The organism is Amycolatopsis sp. NPDC004079, assembly GCF_040610415.1.
GTDB classification, from domain to species: Bacteria; Actinomycetota; Actinomycetes; order Mycobacteriales; family Pseudonocardiaceae; genus Amycolatopsis; species Amycolatopsis halotolerans.
This window is the reverse complement of record NZ_JBEXMH010000006.1, coordinates 95,723-111,516: the sequence shown is the minus strand read 5'-3', so window position 1 is coordinate 111,516 and position 15,794 is coordinate 95,723. Positions and strand designations below refer to the sequence as shown.

General features: G+C 69.3%; 14 protein-coding genes. 8 read left to right on the top strand and 6 right to left on the bottom strand.

The genetic code is table 11. The features are described 5' to 3' along the window. Positions 1 to 2: 2 nt before the first annotated feature. On the top strand, positions 3 to 1,376 hold the full coding sequence (locus tag ABZX37_RS08670) for an L-serine ammonia-lyase (RefSeq protein WP_354737402.1): 1,374 nt from the start codon (positions 3 to 5) through the stop codon (positions 1,374 to 1,376). A gap of 31 nt (positions 1,377 to 1,407) precedes the next feature. On the opposite strand, the gene ABZX37_RS08665 is transcribed toward ABZX37_RS08670, so the two are convergent. Next, the gene (locus ABZX37_RS08665; RefSeq protein WP_354737400.1) at positions 1,408 to 1,608 is read right to left on the bottom strand and encodes a hypothetical protein; all 201 of its coding nucleotides are present in this window, start codon (positions 1,606 to 1,608) and stop codon (positions 1,408 to 1,410) included. Further along, positions 1,608 to 2,192, bottom strand: coding sequence for a helix-turn-helix domain-containing protein (locus tag ABZX37_RS08660; protein WP_354737398.1), 585 nt, complete (start codon positions 2,190 to 2,192; stop codon positions 1,608 to 1,610). The genes ABZX37_RS08665 and ABZX37_RS08660 overlap by 1 nt, the downstream gene beginning before the upstream one ends. 71 nt (positions 2,193 to 2,263) lie before the next feature. Here ABZX37_RS08660 and ABZX37_RS08655 point away from each other — a divergent pair, with 71 nt between their 5' ends. Both ABZX37_RS08655 and ABZX37_RS08650 read left to right on the top strand, forming a co-directional pair. After that, complete coding sequence (locus ABZX37_RS08655; RefSeq protein WP_354737396.1) at positions 2,264 to 2,986, top strand: GntR family transcriptional regulator; 723 nt, start codon at positions 2,264 to 2,266, stop codon at positions 2,984 to 2,986. Between the two features lie 52 nt (positions 2,987 to 3,038). Beyond that, the gene (locus tag ABZX37_RS08650) at positions 3,039 to 4,862 is read left to right on the top strand and encodes a transglycosylase domain-containing protein (RefSeq protein ID WP_354737394.1); all 1,824 of its coding nucleotides are present in this window, start codon (positions 3,039 to 3,041) and stop codon (positions 4,860 to 4,862) included. 1 nt (position 4,863) lies between these two features. Here the strand turns inward: ABZX37_RS08650 and ABZX37_RS08645 are convergent, their stop codons facing one another. Continuing rightward, entirely contained in the window at positions 4,864 to 5,673 is an 810-nt protein-coding gene (locus ABZX37_RS08645) for an ABC transporter ATP-binding protein (protein ID WP_116206493.1), read from the bottom strand. A gap of 116 nt (positions 5,674 to 5,789) precedes the next feature. Between ABZX37_RS08645 and ABZX37_RS08640 the strand changes: the two genes are divergently transcribed. Then, entirely contained in the window at positions 5,790 to 7,118 is a 1,329-nt protein-coding gene (locus ABZX37_RS08640) for a PLP-dependent aminotransferase family protein (RefSeq protein WP_354737392.1), read from the top strand. Between the two features lie 55 nt (positions 7,119 to 7,173). Here the strand turns inward: ABZX37_RS08640 and ABZX37_RS08635 are convergent, their stop codons facing one another. Together ABZX37_RS08635 and ABZX37_RS08630 are read right to left on the bottom strand one after the other, a co-directional pair. Then, positions 7,174 to 9,135, bottom strand: coding sequence for an SDR family oxidoreductase (locus tag ABZX37_RS08635; protein WP_354737390.1), 1,962 nt, complete (start codon positions 9,133 to 9,135; stop codon positions 7,174 to 7,176). Between the two features lie 64 nt (positions 9,136 to 9,199). Continuing rightward, positions 9,200 to 9,436: a hypothetical protein gene (locus ABZX37_RS08630; protein WP_037810157.1), complete on the bottom strand. Its 237-nt coding sequence runs from the start codon at positions 9,434 to 9,436 to the stop codon at positions 9,200 to 9,202. A gap of 183 nt (positions 9,437 to 9,619) precedes the next feature. Here ABZX37_RS08630 and ABZX37_RS08625 point away from each other — a divergent pair, with 183 nt between their 5' ends. Further along, positions 9,620 to 10,864 (top strand): FAD-dependent oxidoreductase, encoded by a 1,245-nt coding sequence (locus tag ABZX37_RS08625; RefSeq protein WP_354737388.1) that lies wholly within the window; start codon positions 9,620 to 9,622, stop codon positions 10,862 to 10,864. Here ABZX37_RS08625 and ABZX37_RS08620 read toward each other — a convergent pair. Further along, positions 10,818 to 12,014 (bottom strand): Bcr/CflA family multidrug efflux MFS transporter, encoded by a 1,197-nt coding sequence (locus tag ABZX37_RS08620; RefSeq protein ID WP_354737755.1) that lies wholly within the window; start codon positions 12,012 to 12,014, stop codon positions 10,818 to 10,820. The genes ABZX37_RS08625 and ABZX37_RS08620 overlap by 47 nt on opposite strands. Positions 12,015 to 12,870: 856 nt before the next feature. On the opposite strand from ABZX37_RS08620, the gene ABZX37_RS08615 reads away from it, so the two are divergent. The 3 genes from ABZX37_RS08615 to ABZX37_RS08605 are packed head-to-tail and all read left to right on the top strand — an operon-like array spanning position 12,871 to position 15,783. Then, entirely contained in the window at positions 12,871 to 13,725 is an 855-nt protein-coding gene (locus ABZX37_RS08615) for a fumarylacetoacetate hydrolase family protein (RefSeq protein WP_354737386.1), read from the top strand. Between the two features lies 1 nt (position 13,726). Beyond that, positions 13,727 to 15,028 carry an enolase C-terminal domain-like protein gene (locus ABZX37_RS08610; protein WP_354737384.1) on the top strand — a complete coding sequence of 434 codons (1,302 nt, stop codon included), beginning with the start codon at positions 13,727 to 13,729 and terminating at the stop codon, positions 15,026 to 15,028. Next, positions 15,025 to 15,783: an SDR family oxidoreductase gene (locus ABZX37_RS08605; RefSeq protein WP_354737382.1), complete on the top strand. Its 759-nt coding sequence runs from the start codon at positions 15,025 to 15,027 to the stop codon at positions 15,781 to 15,783. The genes ABZX37_RS08610 and ABZX37_RS08605 overlap by 4 nt, the downstream gene beginning before the upstream one ends. Positions 15,784 to 15,794 lie beyond the last annotated feature (11 nt).

Here is a 15,794-nt window from a genome sequence, read left to right as displayed (position 1 = left end):
CAATGGCGATCAGCGTCTTCGACCTGTTTTCGATCGGCATCGGGCCGTCGAGTTCGCACACGGTCGGCCCGATGCGGGCGGCCAAGACCTTTGTGGACGGTCTGGTCGAGGACGGCGTGCTGGAGACGGTCGCGCGGGTGCAGGCCGAGTTGTTCGGCTCCCTCGGCGCGACCGGGTTCGGGCACGGCAGCGACAAAGCAGTGCTGCTAGGGCTTTCCGGGGAGCTGCCGGAGGCGATCGACACCGACACGGTGCCCGCGAAGGTGGCGGCGATCCGGGAATCCGGGCGGCTGGCTGTCGGCGGGACGCATTCGGTCGCGTTCGCCGAGGACACCGACCTGACGATGCACCGGCGGAAGTCTCTGCCCGCGCATCCGAACGGGATGGTGTTCCGGGCGTTCGCCGCGGACGGTTCTTTGCTGCGGGAGCGGACGTATTACTCTGTCGGCGGCGGTTTCGTGCGGGACGAGTCGTACGAGACCGACACGGTTTTCGTCGAGGATTCCACGCCGGTGCCTTATCCGTTCCGTACTGGGGCGGACTTGCTGAAGCATTGCGCGGACACCGGGCTGCCGGTCAGCGAGATCATGCTGCGGAACGAGCTTTCCTGGCGCAGCCGCGAGGAGGTTCGGGCTGGGCTGCTGGAGATCTGGCAGGTGATGGTCGAGTGCGTGCGGAACGGGTACACGCACGAGGGCGTGCTGCCTGGTGGGTTGAAGGTGCCTCGGCGAGCGAAGTCGTTGCACGACAAGCTGCTCGCCGAAGACGGTGCTGACGATCCGTTGTACGCCATGGACTGGGTGAGCCTGTACGCGCTTGCGGTCAACGAAGAAAACGCAGCGGGCGGTCGGGTGGTCACTGCCCCGACGAATGGCGCGGCCGGGATCATTCCGGCGGTTTTGCACTACTATCAACGGTTTGTGCGCGGCGCGTCGGACGACGGCATCGTCACGTTCCTGCTCACCGCGGGCGCGATCGGCTCGATCCTCAAGCAGACCGGCTCGATCTCGGGCGCCGAGGTCGGCTGCCAGGGCGAGGTCGGTTCGGCCTCGGCGATGGCGGCTGCCGGGTTGACCGAGGTGCAGGGCGGATCGCCCGCGCAGGTGGAGAACGCGGCTGAGATCGGGGTCGAGCACCACCTCGGGCTCACGTGCGATCCGGTGGGCGGGCTGGTGCAGATTCCGTGCATCGAGCGGAATGCCGTGGGTGCGTCGAAGGCGATCCATGCCGCGCGGATGGCGTTGCGCGGCGACGGCAGCCACGTGGTGACGCTGGACAAGGCGATCAAGACCATGCGCGAGACCGGCGCGGACATGTCGGTGAAGTACAAGGAGACCGCGCGCGGCGGACTCGCCGTGAACGTCATCGAGTGCTGATTTTCGGTCCGTGAAGGACTCCTTGAAGGAATCACATTCCTTCAAGGAGTCCTTCACGGCGTTTCGGGGCGGCGAGGCGCAGGCCCAGGCTCATGAGCCACCAGCCGAGTCGTTGCCGGGCCGAATCCTTCGGCGCGGGCGTCGGTTTCCGCGTGCCGAGACGGCGCTGGTCCGCCTCGGCACGGAGTGCGTCCTGGTGCTGGGCGACGAGGGCCCACAGGTCTGGGTTCATCAGTCTTGTTCCTCGGCTTCCGGTCGGGGCGAGTAGGGAAACACGGACCACTGGGCGAACACCGTGGTGTCGCCGGGGCGGGTTTCCCGGCGGTAGCTCTCGATCAGTTCTTGGATCTGCTTGCTCAACTGCCCGGCTTCCTCCGCGGTGAGCTGGAGTCCGGTGTCGCTCAGCGTCGAGTTGCGCTGCCAGGTCTTGCCCCACCGGGGCATGTCGGCGACGAACCGGAGCGTTTCGCGATAGCGCTGGTTGACGACGTGGTGCAGGAACGCGGTCACCGGGCCCGCCAGGTCAGGGTCTTCCAGGAACTCGCTGGTCTTGAGCGAGGTGCCCTGCTGTGCCGCCTTCCACCACCGTTCGCGCTTCGAGCCGCGTTCGGCGTCCTCGACCACCAGCCCGGCGTCCGCGAGCTGTCGCAGGTGCCACGACGTGGTGCCGGAGCTTTCGCCGACCCGTTTGCCGAGCCCGGTCGCGGTGGCCGGGCCGTCGATCGTCAGCAGATCCAGCAGCTCCATCCGCAGCGGATGCGCCAGTGCGCGCAGGGCGCGGGCGTCGATCTGCCGGTCGTGATGTTTCGAGGGCATGTCCCCACCTTAGACCGCAGAGAAAGCTTTGCAAAGAGTTCTCTGCGATCGGGCAGCATAGAATCGGGCAGGTGGAGTCGACCTCGGTGGTGAGCGCGAACGCGGCACTGTTCCGGCCGGTGCGTGTCGGGAACGCCTTCGAGGAGACAGTCGAGCGGCTGTTGCAGGCGATCCGGCTCGGGGTCGTCGGCGCGGGGGACCGGTTGCCCTCCGAGCGCGAGCTGGCTGAGCGGCTCGGCGTAAGCCGGGTGACGTTGCGAGAAGCGATTCGCGCGCTGTCCGACGCGGGGTACGTCGAGTCGAGGCGCGGGCGGTACGGCGGCACGTTCGTGAACGAGAAGCTGCCCGAGCCCGCGGAACGCGCGGTCGGCGAGGTTGACGCGGCGGGGCTGGAAGACGCGCTCTGCCTGCGGCATGTGCTGGAGACCGGCGCGGCGGAGGCGGCTGCGGCACGGACGCTGAGCCCGGCTGATCGGCAGCATCTCACCGGCACGCTCGCGGAAGCGTCGGCGGCCAGTCTCGCCGATTACCGGCGCAAGGATTCGCGGCTGCATCTGGCGATCGCCGAGGTCACCGCGTCCGCGTCGCTGACCAGCACGGTCGCGGACGCGCGGACGCGGGTCAACGAGCTGCTCGACCGGATTCCGCTCCTCGAACCCAATCTGGAGCATTCGAACGCGCAGCACGAGGCGATCGTCGACGCGATCCTGGCCGGCGATCCGGTGGCCGCGCGGCAGGCGATGGCCGAGCACATCGAGGGCACCTCGTCGTTGCTGCGCGCGTTCCTCTCGTGATCAATTCACGGACCCGGCAGAACCTTGTCACTGGTTCAGTCGTCCTTCATTCGTGGAGCCAGCCCCGGAGAGTGACCAATCCGCTGTTGTCCGTCGCCAGTGGCGCCGCATCCGCAAGGGTGCCTACTACCTGACCGGGTTCGCGGTCGGCGTGCCGCTGATCGCGTTCTGGATCGCCTACCTGCTGCTGGACGTCCGCAGCCCGCAGGACGTCCTCGCCTCGCTCGGCAAAACCGTCACGCTGAGGTACTCCGACGGCAGCGAACTGCTGCGCGTCGTGCCCCCGGGCGGCGACCGGCGGTTCGTGCCGTTCGACCAGATCCCGCAGAAGCTGCGCGACGCCATCGTCGCCACTGAAGACCCGACTTTCTGGGCCAACTCCGGCTTCGACCCGACCGGGATCGGCCGCGCGTTCCTGACCGGCGTCGGCGGCGGGTCCGGGATCACCCAGCAGTACATCAAGAAATCGACCGGCGACGAGGATTCGACGCTGTCGCGGAAGATGCAGGAACTCGTGCTCGCCACGAAGATCACCCAGCAGCAGAGCAAGGAACAGATCTTCGAGAGCTACGCCAACATCATTTCCTTCGGCCGCGGCACTTTCGGCCCGGCGGCGGCGATGAACGCGTTCTTCGGCCGTCCGCTCGACAACAGCATCACCTGGAGCGAGGCCGCGTTCCTGGCCGGGATGATCCAGTCGCCGTCGGTGCACGACCCGGCCGTGTCCGGCGACGAGCACGCGGCGAAACGCTGGCGATACGTACGCGACAAACTGGTCGAGCGCGGGTATTTGAAGAACGCGGATGGCATGGCCTATCCGGGCGCGGAGATCAAGCCGCCCGCGGAAACGCGAGTGAGCCTGAATTACGACCAGTACCACCTCAAACAGCGAGTGCTCGCCGAACTGGAGACTGCTGGCTTCTCGATTTCCCGTTTGCAGCAAGGAAATCTGACTGTCCAAACCACACTCGACCCAGGGCTGCAGAACGCCGCGCACACCGCGCTGAGCGACCGGCTGAAGGGCGAACCGGCGGAGTTCCGCGGCGCTTTGGTGGCGGTTGATCCGACGAATGGCGCGGTGCGCGCGTACGACGGCGGCAACAACGGCGTCCGGGATTATGCGGCAACTGGGCACGCGCTCGGCTCCGCGTTCTACCCGTTCACCGCGGCGGCCGGTGTGAAGAACGGGATGTCGCTGGAGGAGAAAGTAGCTGCTCCCAGGGAGATTCAGTACCTGGGCGAGAAATTCGAGTATCCGCCGAAGTGCCCGCAGTCCTGCACGTTGCGCAGCGCCTTGACCTCAGGTGCGGACACGCCGTTCATCACGGTGTCCAAGAAGATCGGCGTCGACGAGGTGAGCGCGGCGGCGCGTTCGGCGGGGATCCCGGACGAGGTGGACGGCACGCCGACCATGCGCGAGCAGGACGGCGTCACGATCGGCTCGGGCATCGTCGTCGGCCGGTATCCGATGCGGCCGCTCGACGTGGCCGGGGCGTACGCGACCTACGCCGCCAACGGGATGCGCTCGGCGGTGCACCTCGTGGACAAGGTGCTCGACCGGTCGGGGAAAGTCGTGTGGCAGCACGAAAACGAGCCGGTCTCCGCGGTCCCGGCGGAGGTGGCGCAGGACGTGACCTCGGCGTTGCGGACGACGCTGCCGGACGGTCGCGCGGCGGCCCTGCGCACTGGCGAGTTCGAACGCGGCAATTCGCGCGACAACCAGGACGCCTGGGCGGTCGGCTACACGCCGCAGCTGGCGACGGCGGTGTGGCTCGGCTCCGACGACGACCGCAAGCTGCTCGACGCGGAGGGCAAGAAGGTGACGGGTTCGGCAGTGCCCGCCGACGTCTGGCGATCCTTCATGGCCCGCCGGTGAATCAGGCGGCCCGGCGGCTGACCTTCGGAATCACCATCGGACTCCCGCTCTCCGGGCATTCCATCACCCGGCACGGCAGTTCGAAGATCCGCTCGACGTTCTCCGCCGTCACGACCTCCTCCGGCGTCCCGGTGGCCAGCACCTTCCCGTCGCGCATCGCGATCAGGTGGGTCGCGTACCGGGCCGCGTGGTTGAGGTCGTGCAGCACCGCGACCAGCGTGCGGCCCTGCTCGCTGTGCAGCGTCGCGCAGAGGTCGAGGATGTCGAGCTGGTGCGCGATGTCCAGGTACGTCGTCGGCTCGTCGAGCAGCAGCAGGTCGGTCTGCTGGGCCAGCGCCATCGCCATCCAGACGCGCTGGCGCTGCCCGCCGGACAGCTCGTCGACCATCCGCTCGGCGAGGTCGTCGACGCCGGTCGCGCGCATCGAATCGGCGACCACCGTCGCGTCGTCACGGGACCATTGGCGCAGCAGTTTCTGGTGCGGGTACCGGCCGCGCGCGACGAGGTCGGCCACGGTGATCCCGTCCGGCGCGATGGAGCTTTGCGGCAGCAGCCCGAGCCGGCGCGCGACCTCCTTCGCGCCGTAGCTGGTGATCACCTCGCCGTCGAGGTAGACCGAGCCCGCGCGCGGCTTCAGCATGCGGGCGAGCGCGCGCAGCAGGGTCGTCTTGCCGCAGGCGTTGGGACCGACGATGACCGTGAACGACTTGTCCGGGATGACCACGCCGAGCCGTTCGGCGACCGTGCGGCCGTCGTAGGCCAGGGTCAGGTCCTCGGCGTGCAGGCGGGTGTCTTCGCTCGTCAGTGCCACACAGGTAAGGCTAACCTAGTGACCCCCGTTCGGGGAGTTCCGTGGGTCGCATTAGCGATGAGTGACCGGCCGGTGCCATGATGCGTCCGGGAGAATCCCGGCAGAGCGAGGGTGGGATGGACGACTACCGCGTCGTCGCGGACGAACTCGCCGCCGACATCGAAGCCGGCCGGCTGCGCCCCGGTGACCGGCTGCCGCCGCAGCGCCGGTTCGCGCGCGACCGCGGCATCGCCGGCTCCACCGCGGCCCGCGTGTACGGCGAACTCGTCCGGCGCGGCCTGGCGATCGGCGAGGTCGGGCGGGGCACCTTCGTGCGCGCCGCGAAGCCCGGACCGGAACCGGCGCTGTCCGAACCCGGCGACGCGCGCGTCGACCTCGAGCTCAATTTCGCCGTGCTGCCAAGCCAATCGGCCAAGCTCGCGCAAGCACTCGAACCCGTGCTGCGCGCGGACGTCTTCACCGACGCCCTGCATCCGCTCGGCGCGGCCGGCACCAAAGCGGTCCGCGAGGCAGCGGTCGCGATGCTCGCCCGCGGCACCTGGCAGCCGGATCCGGACCAGGTGCTGGTGGCGGGCAACGGACGGCAGGGGATCGCGGCCGCGCTCGCCGCGTTCGTGCCGACCGGCGAGCGGCTCGCGGTCGAATCCCTGACGTACCCGGTGGTCAAAGCCGCCGCGACCCGGCTAGGCATCGAACTGGCGCCGATCGAAACCGACGCGCACGGCCTGGTCCCGGCCGCGCTCGCGGCGAGCGCTCCGGTGCGGGCGCTGTACGTCCAGCCGACCCTGCACAACCCGCTCGGCACCACGATGCCGCCGCAACGCCGCGCCGAACTGGCCGCGACCGTCCGCGGCCTGGACCTGCCGGTGATCGAGGACGGCATCTACACCTTCCTCCGCCCGGACACCGAACCGCTCGCCGCGCTGATGCCGGAGCGGACGGTTTTCGTGGACAGCCTGTCGAAACGCGTCGCGCCCGGCCTCACCGCCGGATTCCTCGTGGTCCCGCCGCGGTGGGTCGCGCGGCTGTCGAGCGCGATCCGATCCGGCGGCTGGGCGGCGTCGCGCTTCTCCGTGGAAGCGGCGCGGCGATGGATCACCGGCGGCGTGCTGGCGGAGGTCGAAGCAGCGAAGCGCGCGGACGCCGGGGCGCGGGCGAGGATCGTCGCCGACCGCCTGGCGGGCTTCCAGGTGTACGGCGACGCCTCGGCTTACCACCGGTGGTGGGTGCTGCCGGACCAGTGGCGCGCGGAGACTTTCGTGGCTGCCGCCGCGCGCCGGGGGATCGCGTTGTCCCCGGCGGCGGCGTTCTCGGTGGTGCCGGGACACGCACCGAACGCGGTGCGGATCGCGGTGTCCGCGCCTGCGGAGGAGACGTTGGGGAGCGCGTTGGAGGTGCTGGCGTCGCTGGCCAGCGGGGTGCCGGAGGACGCGTTGGTGGAGTAGGCGGGTCGTGAGTGTTTATCCCGGTTAGAACCGGGGATTGCCACTCACGACGCTGTTAGGCCTTCCTCCGCCACACCAGCCGCGTCAAGGCTCCTGCCACAGCGGCCGGTGCGGGCTGCCGTGGCCGTTTTTTGGCTTCTGGCGCGGATTCCGGCATCACCCGGTACACGAGATGCGCCGCGAACCGGGCGAGGTCCGGCGCCGCCAGCGAGGCCAGTTCCGCGGCCCGGCCCTCCGGCAGGCTCAGGATCTGCGGCCGCCGCTCGATCGCCTTCACCACCAGCGCCGCCGCGCGTTCCGGGGAGCTCGCGGGCAGCCCGCGGTACGACCCGGTCGGCGCGATCATGTCCGTGCGCACCAACGGCATCCGGATCGACGAGAACGTGACGCCGTCGGACAGCGTCTCGCGCCCGGCGGTCAAGCTGAACTCCTCGAGCGCCGCTTTTGAGGCCAGGTAAGCGGAAAACCGCGGCGTGTCGGTCTGCAGGCCCTGCGTCGTGACGTTCACGACGTGGCCGAACCGGCGTTCGGTCATCGACGGCAGCAGCCCGAGGATCAGCCGAACCGGGCCGAAGTAGTTGATGGCCATGGTGCGTTCGTAGTCGTGGAACCGTTCCGTCGACAGTTGCACCGAGCGTCGGATGGAGCGTCCGGCGTTGTTCACCAGAACGTCGACCGCACCGTGATCGGCGAGGACGGCTTTCACGAGACCGTCGACTGCGTCGCCGTCAGTGAGGTCGCACGGGTACGTCGCTGCTTCGCCGCCCGCTGCGGTGATCTCGCTACGCACGTCTTCGAGTTCTTCGACGCGCCGCGCGACGAGAAGCACCTTCGCGCCGCGACGCGCGACAGCGAGCGCCGAAGCACGACCGATGCCGGACGAAGCACCGGTAATGAGGACAACGCGTCCTTCGAGCCCTGGACGGCGAGCGTGGTCCGGGTCGAGATGCGCGCGCCAGTAGCGGTATAGCGGTTCGGCGTAGTCGCGAAGCTCGGCAAGGTGGACGCCGCTGCCGTACAGCTCCGAAGTCGTGCGCGCGGTGTCGAACTCCACCTCCATGTTCAGGTGGGGGAGTACTTCGAGCGGGATTCCCAACTCGGTCAACACTGCTGCGCGCGTGGCACGCCCAGTCGGCAGGCGATCCACAGCGGTCGCGAGGCGGGACGCTGTTGTGCGAAGCAGGCCAGACGGCACTGTCGTGCGTACGCGCGGCGCTCCGGCGACGCGGGCGAAGGCGTTGTAAACCTCGTGCAGCTTCTGCGGTCGCGGCGAAGCGAGGTGATACGTACTGCCCGAAGGTGCTTCGCGGTGCATGAGGTTTTCCATCGCGGCGACGACGTAGTCGACCGGGACGAGGTTGGTAGCCCCGAAGTCGGGCGCGACGAGCGGCAGTTGCTTCGGCAGCGCGGCGAGGCGCGAGATGGCGGGCAGGAAGTAGTACGGACCGTCGATCTTGTCCATCTCGCCGGTGCGCGAATCGCCGACGACCGCCGAGGGCCGGTAGACGCGGAACGGCACGCCGGACTGTTCGCGGACCAGCTTCTCGGCCTCGAACTTCGTGGCGTGGTACGGAGAACTGAAGGACTGCCCGAGGTCGAAGTCGGTTTCGGTGAACCGGCCGGAGTGATCGCCCGCGACCGCGATGGACGAAACGTGGTGCAGCAGTCGAGCTCCGACGGCCGCGGCGAAGGCGATCAGGTTCCGGGTGCCCTCGACGTTCGCGGCCCGGTTCGCCGCGTCGTCGGCGGTGAAGTCGTAGATCGCGCCGAGGTGGACGACGTGATCGATCCCGTCGTAGCCGGCCGGGTCGAGGCCGAGCAGCGGTTCGGTGAGATCGCCGACGGCGGGGACCAGGCGGTCGGCATGCGGCCAGTCCCGCGCGATCCCGGCGAGGCGGTCGCGCGAGGTGTTGCGGACGAGCACGTGGACGGCGGTCGTGTCCCGCCGCGCGAGCAACCGGGCGACCAGGCGCTTCCCGAGGAAGCCCGTCGCGCCCGTGACGAAGTAGGTGGTCATGGCCGGCACCTTTCGGGGTCTGCGGGTGCCGACTCTACCTACTCATGAGTAGGAACGGTAGTTGTCAGTCGGTTCCGGTGCGTCGCGCCGACGTCGCGGTGGCCACCACGGCGTCGCGCAGGGCCGCGCGCAGCCGCCCGACCTCCAGCGGCCCCAGCACCGCCGCCTCTCCCGGCGGCGCGACCAGCACGACTTTGTCGTCACTGCTCACGAACACCGTCACGTCCCGGCGCCTGCCCGCCAGGTCCCGGCACCCGACCGTCCACTCGTTCCGCACCGCACTGTCGTCCCGCGCTGTCACGACCCTCGCCCTCCGATCACGTAGCACCCGTGTCCTTCGTGCGGGGGTGTGACCGGGCCCTCCGGGGCCTCTTACGCCGGTTCACCCGAATTGCCTACTGGCCGGTTTTCCACGGGGTGTGACCGGCCGGATACCGGAGTAGCGTCGGCGACCGCACGCCGCGGGCACTCCTCAGGAGGACGGATGTCGGAACCTCGGAAGATCGTCGTCGTCGGATCCGGACTGGCCGGTGCCACTGCGGCCGCGACAGTCCGGGAACGCGGTTTCGACGGCGACGTCCTGCTGCTCGGAGCCGACACGCACCGGCCGTACGAGCTGCCGCCGCTGTCGAAGGCCGTGCTGCTCGGCAACGCCGAGGAACCGGACTGGGTGCGCGACGAGGGTTATTGGGACGAGCACGACATCCGGCTGCTCTCCGGCACCACGGCGACCCGAGTCGAGCTAGGCGCACGCCTGGTCCTCGACGACGCCGGTGGCGAACACCGCTACGACCGTCTAGTCCTAGCGACCGGCTCGCGCTCGCGGACGTTGAAGGTGCCTGGCGGCGACCTGCCGGGCCTCTACACGCTTCGCACTCTCGACGACGCACTGCGGCTGCGCGCGGCCTTCGAAGCGGCGAAGCGAGTACTGATCGTCGGTGCCGGCTGGATCGGCACTGAAGCCGCCGCTGCAGCGCGTACGCACGGTGCCGAGGTGACTGTGGTCGCTCCGGAGAAGCTGCCGCTCGCCAACGTCCTTGGCGACGAGGTGGCCGGAGCGTTCTACCGGCTGCACGAAGAGCACGGCGTGCAGTGGCGTCTCGGCGAAGGAGTCGCAGCGATCACTGGCGACACAGCAGCGACCGGCGTCCGACTGACGAGCGGCGAAGAGCTGTACGCCGACGTTGTCCTTATCGCGGTCGGCGCGGCCCCTCGCGTCGACCTGGCACACGCCGCTGGCCTGGAGCTGGCAGACGACGGTGGCGTCGACGTCGATGCGGGTCTGCGTACAGCGGCACCTGACGTCTACGCGATCGGCGACATCGCTTCGGAGTTCCATCCGCGCTACGGGCGCCGCGTACGCGTCGAGCACTGGGCGACAGCGCGTACGCAGGGCGAGCACGTCGCGGCCAACCTCTTTGGCGCGAATGAGCCGTACTTGAACAGCCCGTACTTCTTCTCCGACCAATACGACCCGGACCGCGGCGGCCCGGCGATCGGCTGCGAGTACCGCGGCCTGCCGGTCTTGGACCGGGACCGCGTCGTGGTGCGCGGCGACCTCGCGGCTTACGACTTCACGGCTTTCTGGGTGACCCCGGACAACGAGGTTTCGGCCGCGATGAACGTCAACCAGTGGGACGACGGGGACGCGCTGCAGAAGCTGGTCGACGAACGAATCGCGGTCACCGACGACCAGCTCCGGAGCGGGAACCTCGCCGATCTGGGCTGACCGTCAGCGTCGCGAACGACAGCAAGGCGAGCACCCCGAACCCGGCCATCGTGGCGGTCATCGGAACCGCCGTGCCCGACCCGCCGAGCCCGACCAGCGGCGTCGCGATCCCGCCGATCGCGAACTGCAGCACGCCCAGCAGCGCGGACGCCGATCCCGCCGTGCGCGCGTGCCCGGCGAGAGCGAGCGAACTGGCGTTCGGGCTGATGATGCCGATGCAGGAAACCATGAGCAGCAACGGAATCAGCAACGCTGGCAACGGGAGCCGCAGGACGGCTGCCGCGAGGGTGATGAGGCCGGAAATCGTCGACACCGTCAGCCCCGCGCGCAGCAGCGTCCGCTCCGGGAGCCGTCCGACGAGCCACCCGTTGAGCTGCCCGGCGAGCACGATGCCGACACCGTTGAGCCCGAAGACGACGCTGTATTCCTGCGGACTCAGGCGGTAGACGTCCTGCAGCGCGAACGACGAACCCGAGATGTACGCGAACAGCGCGGCGAAATTCAGTCCCGCGGTGAGCGCGTAGCCGAGAAACGTGCGATCGGTGAGGAGCCGTCCGTACGTGCGAAGCACCCCGCCCAGCCGCGCCGGATGCCGACGCTCGACCGGCAACGGCTCCGGCAGCGCGAACGCGACCGCGGCGAGCAACAGCACACCGAACCCGGTGAGAACGACGAACACGCCGCGCCAGGACGTGAACGTGAGCAACTGCCCGCCGAGCACCGGAGCGAGAATCGGCGCGAGGCCGTTGACGAGCAGGAGCAGCGAGAAGAACTTCGTCATCGCGGTGCCGGTGTAGAGATCACGGACGGCCGCGCGGGCGATCACGATTCCCGCCGCCGCGCCGAGCGCCTGAACACTCCGCGCCGCGATCAGCAGTTCCACGCCCGGACTCGCCGCCGCCGCGACCGACCCGGCGATGTACAGCCCCAGCCCGACCAGCAACGGCCGCCGCCGCCCGAAGGAATCCGACAACGGCCCGGCGATGATCTGCCCGACCGCCAGCCCGACGACGAACGCGGTGAGCGTCAACTGGACGGTGGTGTCGGAGGCCTGGAAGTCACCCGCCATCCGGGGGAGGGCGGGGAGGTACATGTCGATGGAGAGGGGGCCGAAGGCGGAGAGGCCGCCGAGGATGAGGAGACGTCGGATCTTGCCTTGGCCGGGGTGCTCGGGGAGGGTGGCGGTGTGGTCGACGTGCTCCGTGCTGGACCGGTCCGCGGCGGAGTGATCGGCTGCGGAGTGATCCGGCGTGGTGCGGTTCGCGGTGGAGTGATCCGCCGCGGAATGATCAAGAGCTGCCTGATCGGCCGCCGAATAATCCGCCGCGGAACTCTTTGTCGCGAGCAGCCACCCGCCGTCCGGCAACGGCACTGCCCGCTCAGCGGCACACCGCTCGTCGTCCGCGCTGATCTTCGGGGTGCCAACCGCGCCGGGACTGTCCCGGCGATCTCGCCGAGTCTCGTCGCCGGGCTCGTGCGCCTCGTCCTTGTCGCCGATGTCCTGCCGACCGTCTCGGTGCCCGGGCGGGTTTTCGCCGCCGATCTTGCGCGCTCCGCTCTTGTCGCCGATGTCCTGCCGACCCGCCGCGTCGGGGCTGTCTCGGTGCCAGGGCGGGTTTTCGTGGCCGATCTCGCGCACTCCGCTCTCGTCACCGACGCCCCGCCCACCCGCCGAGCCGGAGCCGTTTCGGGAACCTCGCCCTTACGCTTCCCCCGATCCGCCGCTGCCAGCCCGCAGCTCGCCGCTTTCCCCCGCGCCACGCGAAGCCGAACCCCCAGCCGCCCGCCGCCGCGGTCCAGTCGCCTCTTCCGGTCCCATCCGCGCCGCACCGTCTCCCTCGTCGTGGCGGGACCTCCCCGCCAGGACGAGTGTCCGTTATCCACCCGGCGGCCCGGTGATCGGATCAATTTCCGCACCAAATCCCGCTTCCCTCTAGATCTGCCGCCCACCCATGCGCTATACATCGGATGTATCGCGAAGCGGGTGTCGAGAGAGGGGTTCGTCCGTGCGGTTTGTGCGTCTCGGGGCAGCGGGGGCTGAGCGTCCGTTCGTCCGTGCCGGTGACGGCACCCTCCACGACCTCTCCGGGGTCACGCCGGACATCGACGGCGCGTTCCTCGCCGGCGATGGGCCGGCGAAGGCCGCTCAGGCGCTCGAGGCCGGGGAATTGCCGGTCGTCGACGGGGCCGGGCTGCGGGTCGGCGCGCCGATCGCCGCGCCGGGCAAGATCGTCTGCATCGGCATGAACTACCGTCGCCACGCCGAGGAAACCGGCGCGGCCGTGCCGACCGAGCCGGTGCTGTTCATGAAGGCTCCCGACGTGATGGTCGGACCGTTCGACGAGGTGCTCGTCCCGCGCGGTTCCACGGCCACCGACTGGGAGGTCGAACTCGGCGTCGTCATCGGGAAAACCGCGCGCTATCTGGAAAGCGCGGACGAGGCGCTGGCGCACGTCGCCGGCTATGTCGTGTCCAACGACGTCTCCGAGCGCGACTTCCAACTGAACCGCGGCGGCCAGTGGGACAAGGGCAAGAACTGCGAGACCTTCAACCCGCTCGGCCCGGAACTGGTGACCGCCGACGAGGTCCCCGACCCGCAGGCGCTCGGCCTGCGCACCTGGGTCAACGGCGAGAAGGTGCAGGATTCGTCCACAAAGGACATGGTGTTCGGCGTCGCCGAGATCATCCATTACCTGAGCCAGTTCATGGTGCTGCGTCCCGGCGACCTGATCAACACCGGCACTCCGGAGGGCGTCGCGCTCGGGCAGCCCGAGCCGAAGCCGTACCTGCGCGCGGGCGACGTCGTCGAGTTGGAAATCGACGGCCTCGGCAAGCAGCGCCAGACCTTCGGGCAGGCCTGACATGGCGAAAATCGTGGCCATGGAGGTCCGGGACGTCCGCTTCCCGACGTCGCGCGACCTCGACGGTTCGGACGCGATGAACCCGGATCCCGACTATTCGGCGGCTTACGTCGAACTGCACACCGACGCCGGACCGGACGGTTACGGCCTCGCGTTCACGATCGGCCGCGGCAATGACGTGCAGGCCGCTGCGATTCGCGCGCTGGCGCCGCATGTGGTCGGCCGCGAGGCGCCGGAAGACGCGGAAGCACTCGGCGCGCTGTCGCGGGCCCTGGTCGGCGACTCGCAATTTCGTTGGCTGGGACCGGAAAAAGGCGTGGCACACATGGCGATCGGCGCGATCGTCAACGCCGCGTGGGACCTCGCCGCGCGCCGTGCCGGACTGCCGCTGTGGAAGTTCGCGTCGCGGATGACGCCGGAGGAGCTGGTGTCCCTTGTGGACTTCCGCTATCTCTCGGACGCGCTCACCGAACAGGAAGCGCTCGACATCTTGCGCGCTGCCGAATCGGGGAAAGCCGAACGAATCGCGAAGCTGGAGGCCGACGGATACCGCGCGTACAGCACGTCGGCGGGCTGGCTCGGCTACTCCGACGCGAAACTGGTGCGGCTGGCCGAACAAGCCGTCGCCGACGGTTTCGAAATGATCAAACTGAAGGTCGGCGGGAATCTCGAGGACGATGTCCGGCGGATGAAGCTGGCTCGCGAGACCGTCGGCGCGGACATCCGGATCGCCGTCGACGCGAACCAGCGCTGGGATGTCGCGACGGCGGTGTCGTGGATGACCGCGCTCGCACCGTTCGATCCATATTGGATTGAAGAACCGACCTCGCCGGACGACGTCCTCGGGCACGCGGCCATCGCGAAGGCGCTCGCGCCGATCAAGGTCGCCACTGGTGAGCACGTCCAGAACCGCGTGGTGTTCAAGCAATTGCTGCAGGCTGGTGCGATCGACGTGCTCCAGCTGGACGCCGCGCGCGTCGGCGGAGTGAACGAGAATCTCGCGATCCTCTTGCTGGCGGCCAAATTCGGCGTTCCGGTGTGCCCGCACGCCGGTGGTGTCGGGCTGTGCGAACTGGTGCGGCATCTGTCCATGTTCGACTTCGTGGCAGTGTCCGGTTCGGACGAAGACCGCAGCATCGAATGGGTCGACCACCTGCACGACCACTTCACCGACCCGGCCGTCGTGCGCGACGGCCGCTACCTCGCTCCGGCCGCACCGGGCTTTTCCGCGCGCATGCACGACGCTACGCTGCGCCGGTTCAGCTTCCCGGACGGTCCTGAATGGACGGAGAACGCGCAGTGAGCGAATTCGACGGCCTGGTCGCCGCGGTCACCGGCGGCGCCTCGGGCATCGGCCTGGCCACGGCGAACCTGCTGGCCCAGCGCGGCGCGCGGGTGGCGGTGCTCGACCTCAAGACCGACGAGGTTCCCGAGCCGCTGACCGGATTCCGCTGCGACGTGACGTCCGACGCCGAGGTCCGCGCCGCCGTCGACGCGGTGGCCGAACGCTTCGGCAGGCTCGACATCCTAGTCAACAACGCGGGAATCGGCGCGCAGGGCGACGTCACCGCGAACGACGACGACGAGTGGCACCGCGCGTACGACGTGAACGTCGTCGGCATGGTGCGCACCGCGCGGGCTGCCTTGCCGCACTTGAAAAACTCGCCCGCGGCGGCGGTCGTGAACACCTGCTCGATCGCCGCTTGGGCCGGATTGCCCGCGCGGGCGCTGTACTCGGCCACGAAGGGCGCGGTGCTGTCGCTGACCCTCGCGATGGCCACCGACCACCTGCCGGACCGGATCCGCGTCAACTGCGTGTGCCCCGGCACCGCGGACACCCCGTGGGTCGGCAGGCTGCTCGACACCGCCGCGGACCCGTCGGCCGAACGGGAGGCGCTCGCCGCCCGCCAGCCGATGGGGAGGCTGGTGACCGCGGACGAGGTCGCGAACGCGATCGCGTACCTGGCCAGCCCGCTTTCGGCATCGACTACCGGCACCGCGCTCGCGGTGGACGGCGGCATGTACGGCCTGCGTCCGCGCGGACCCGTGCAGAACTGATCTGCTCAGCC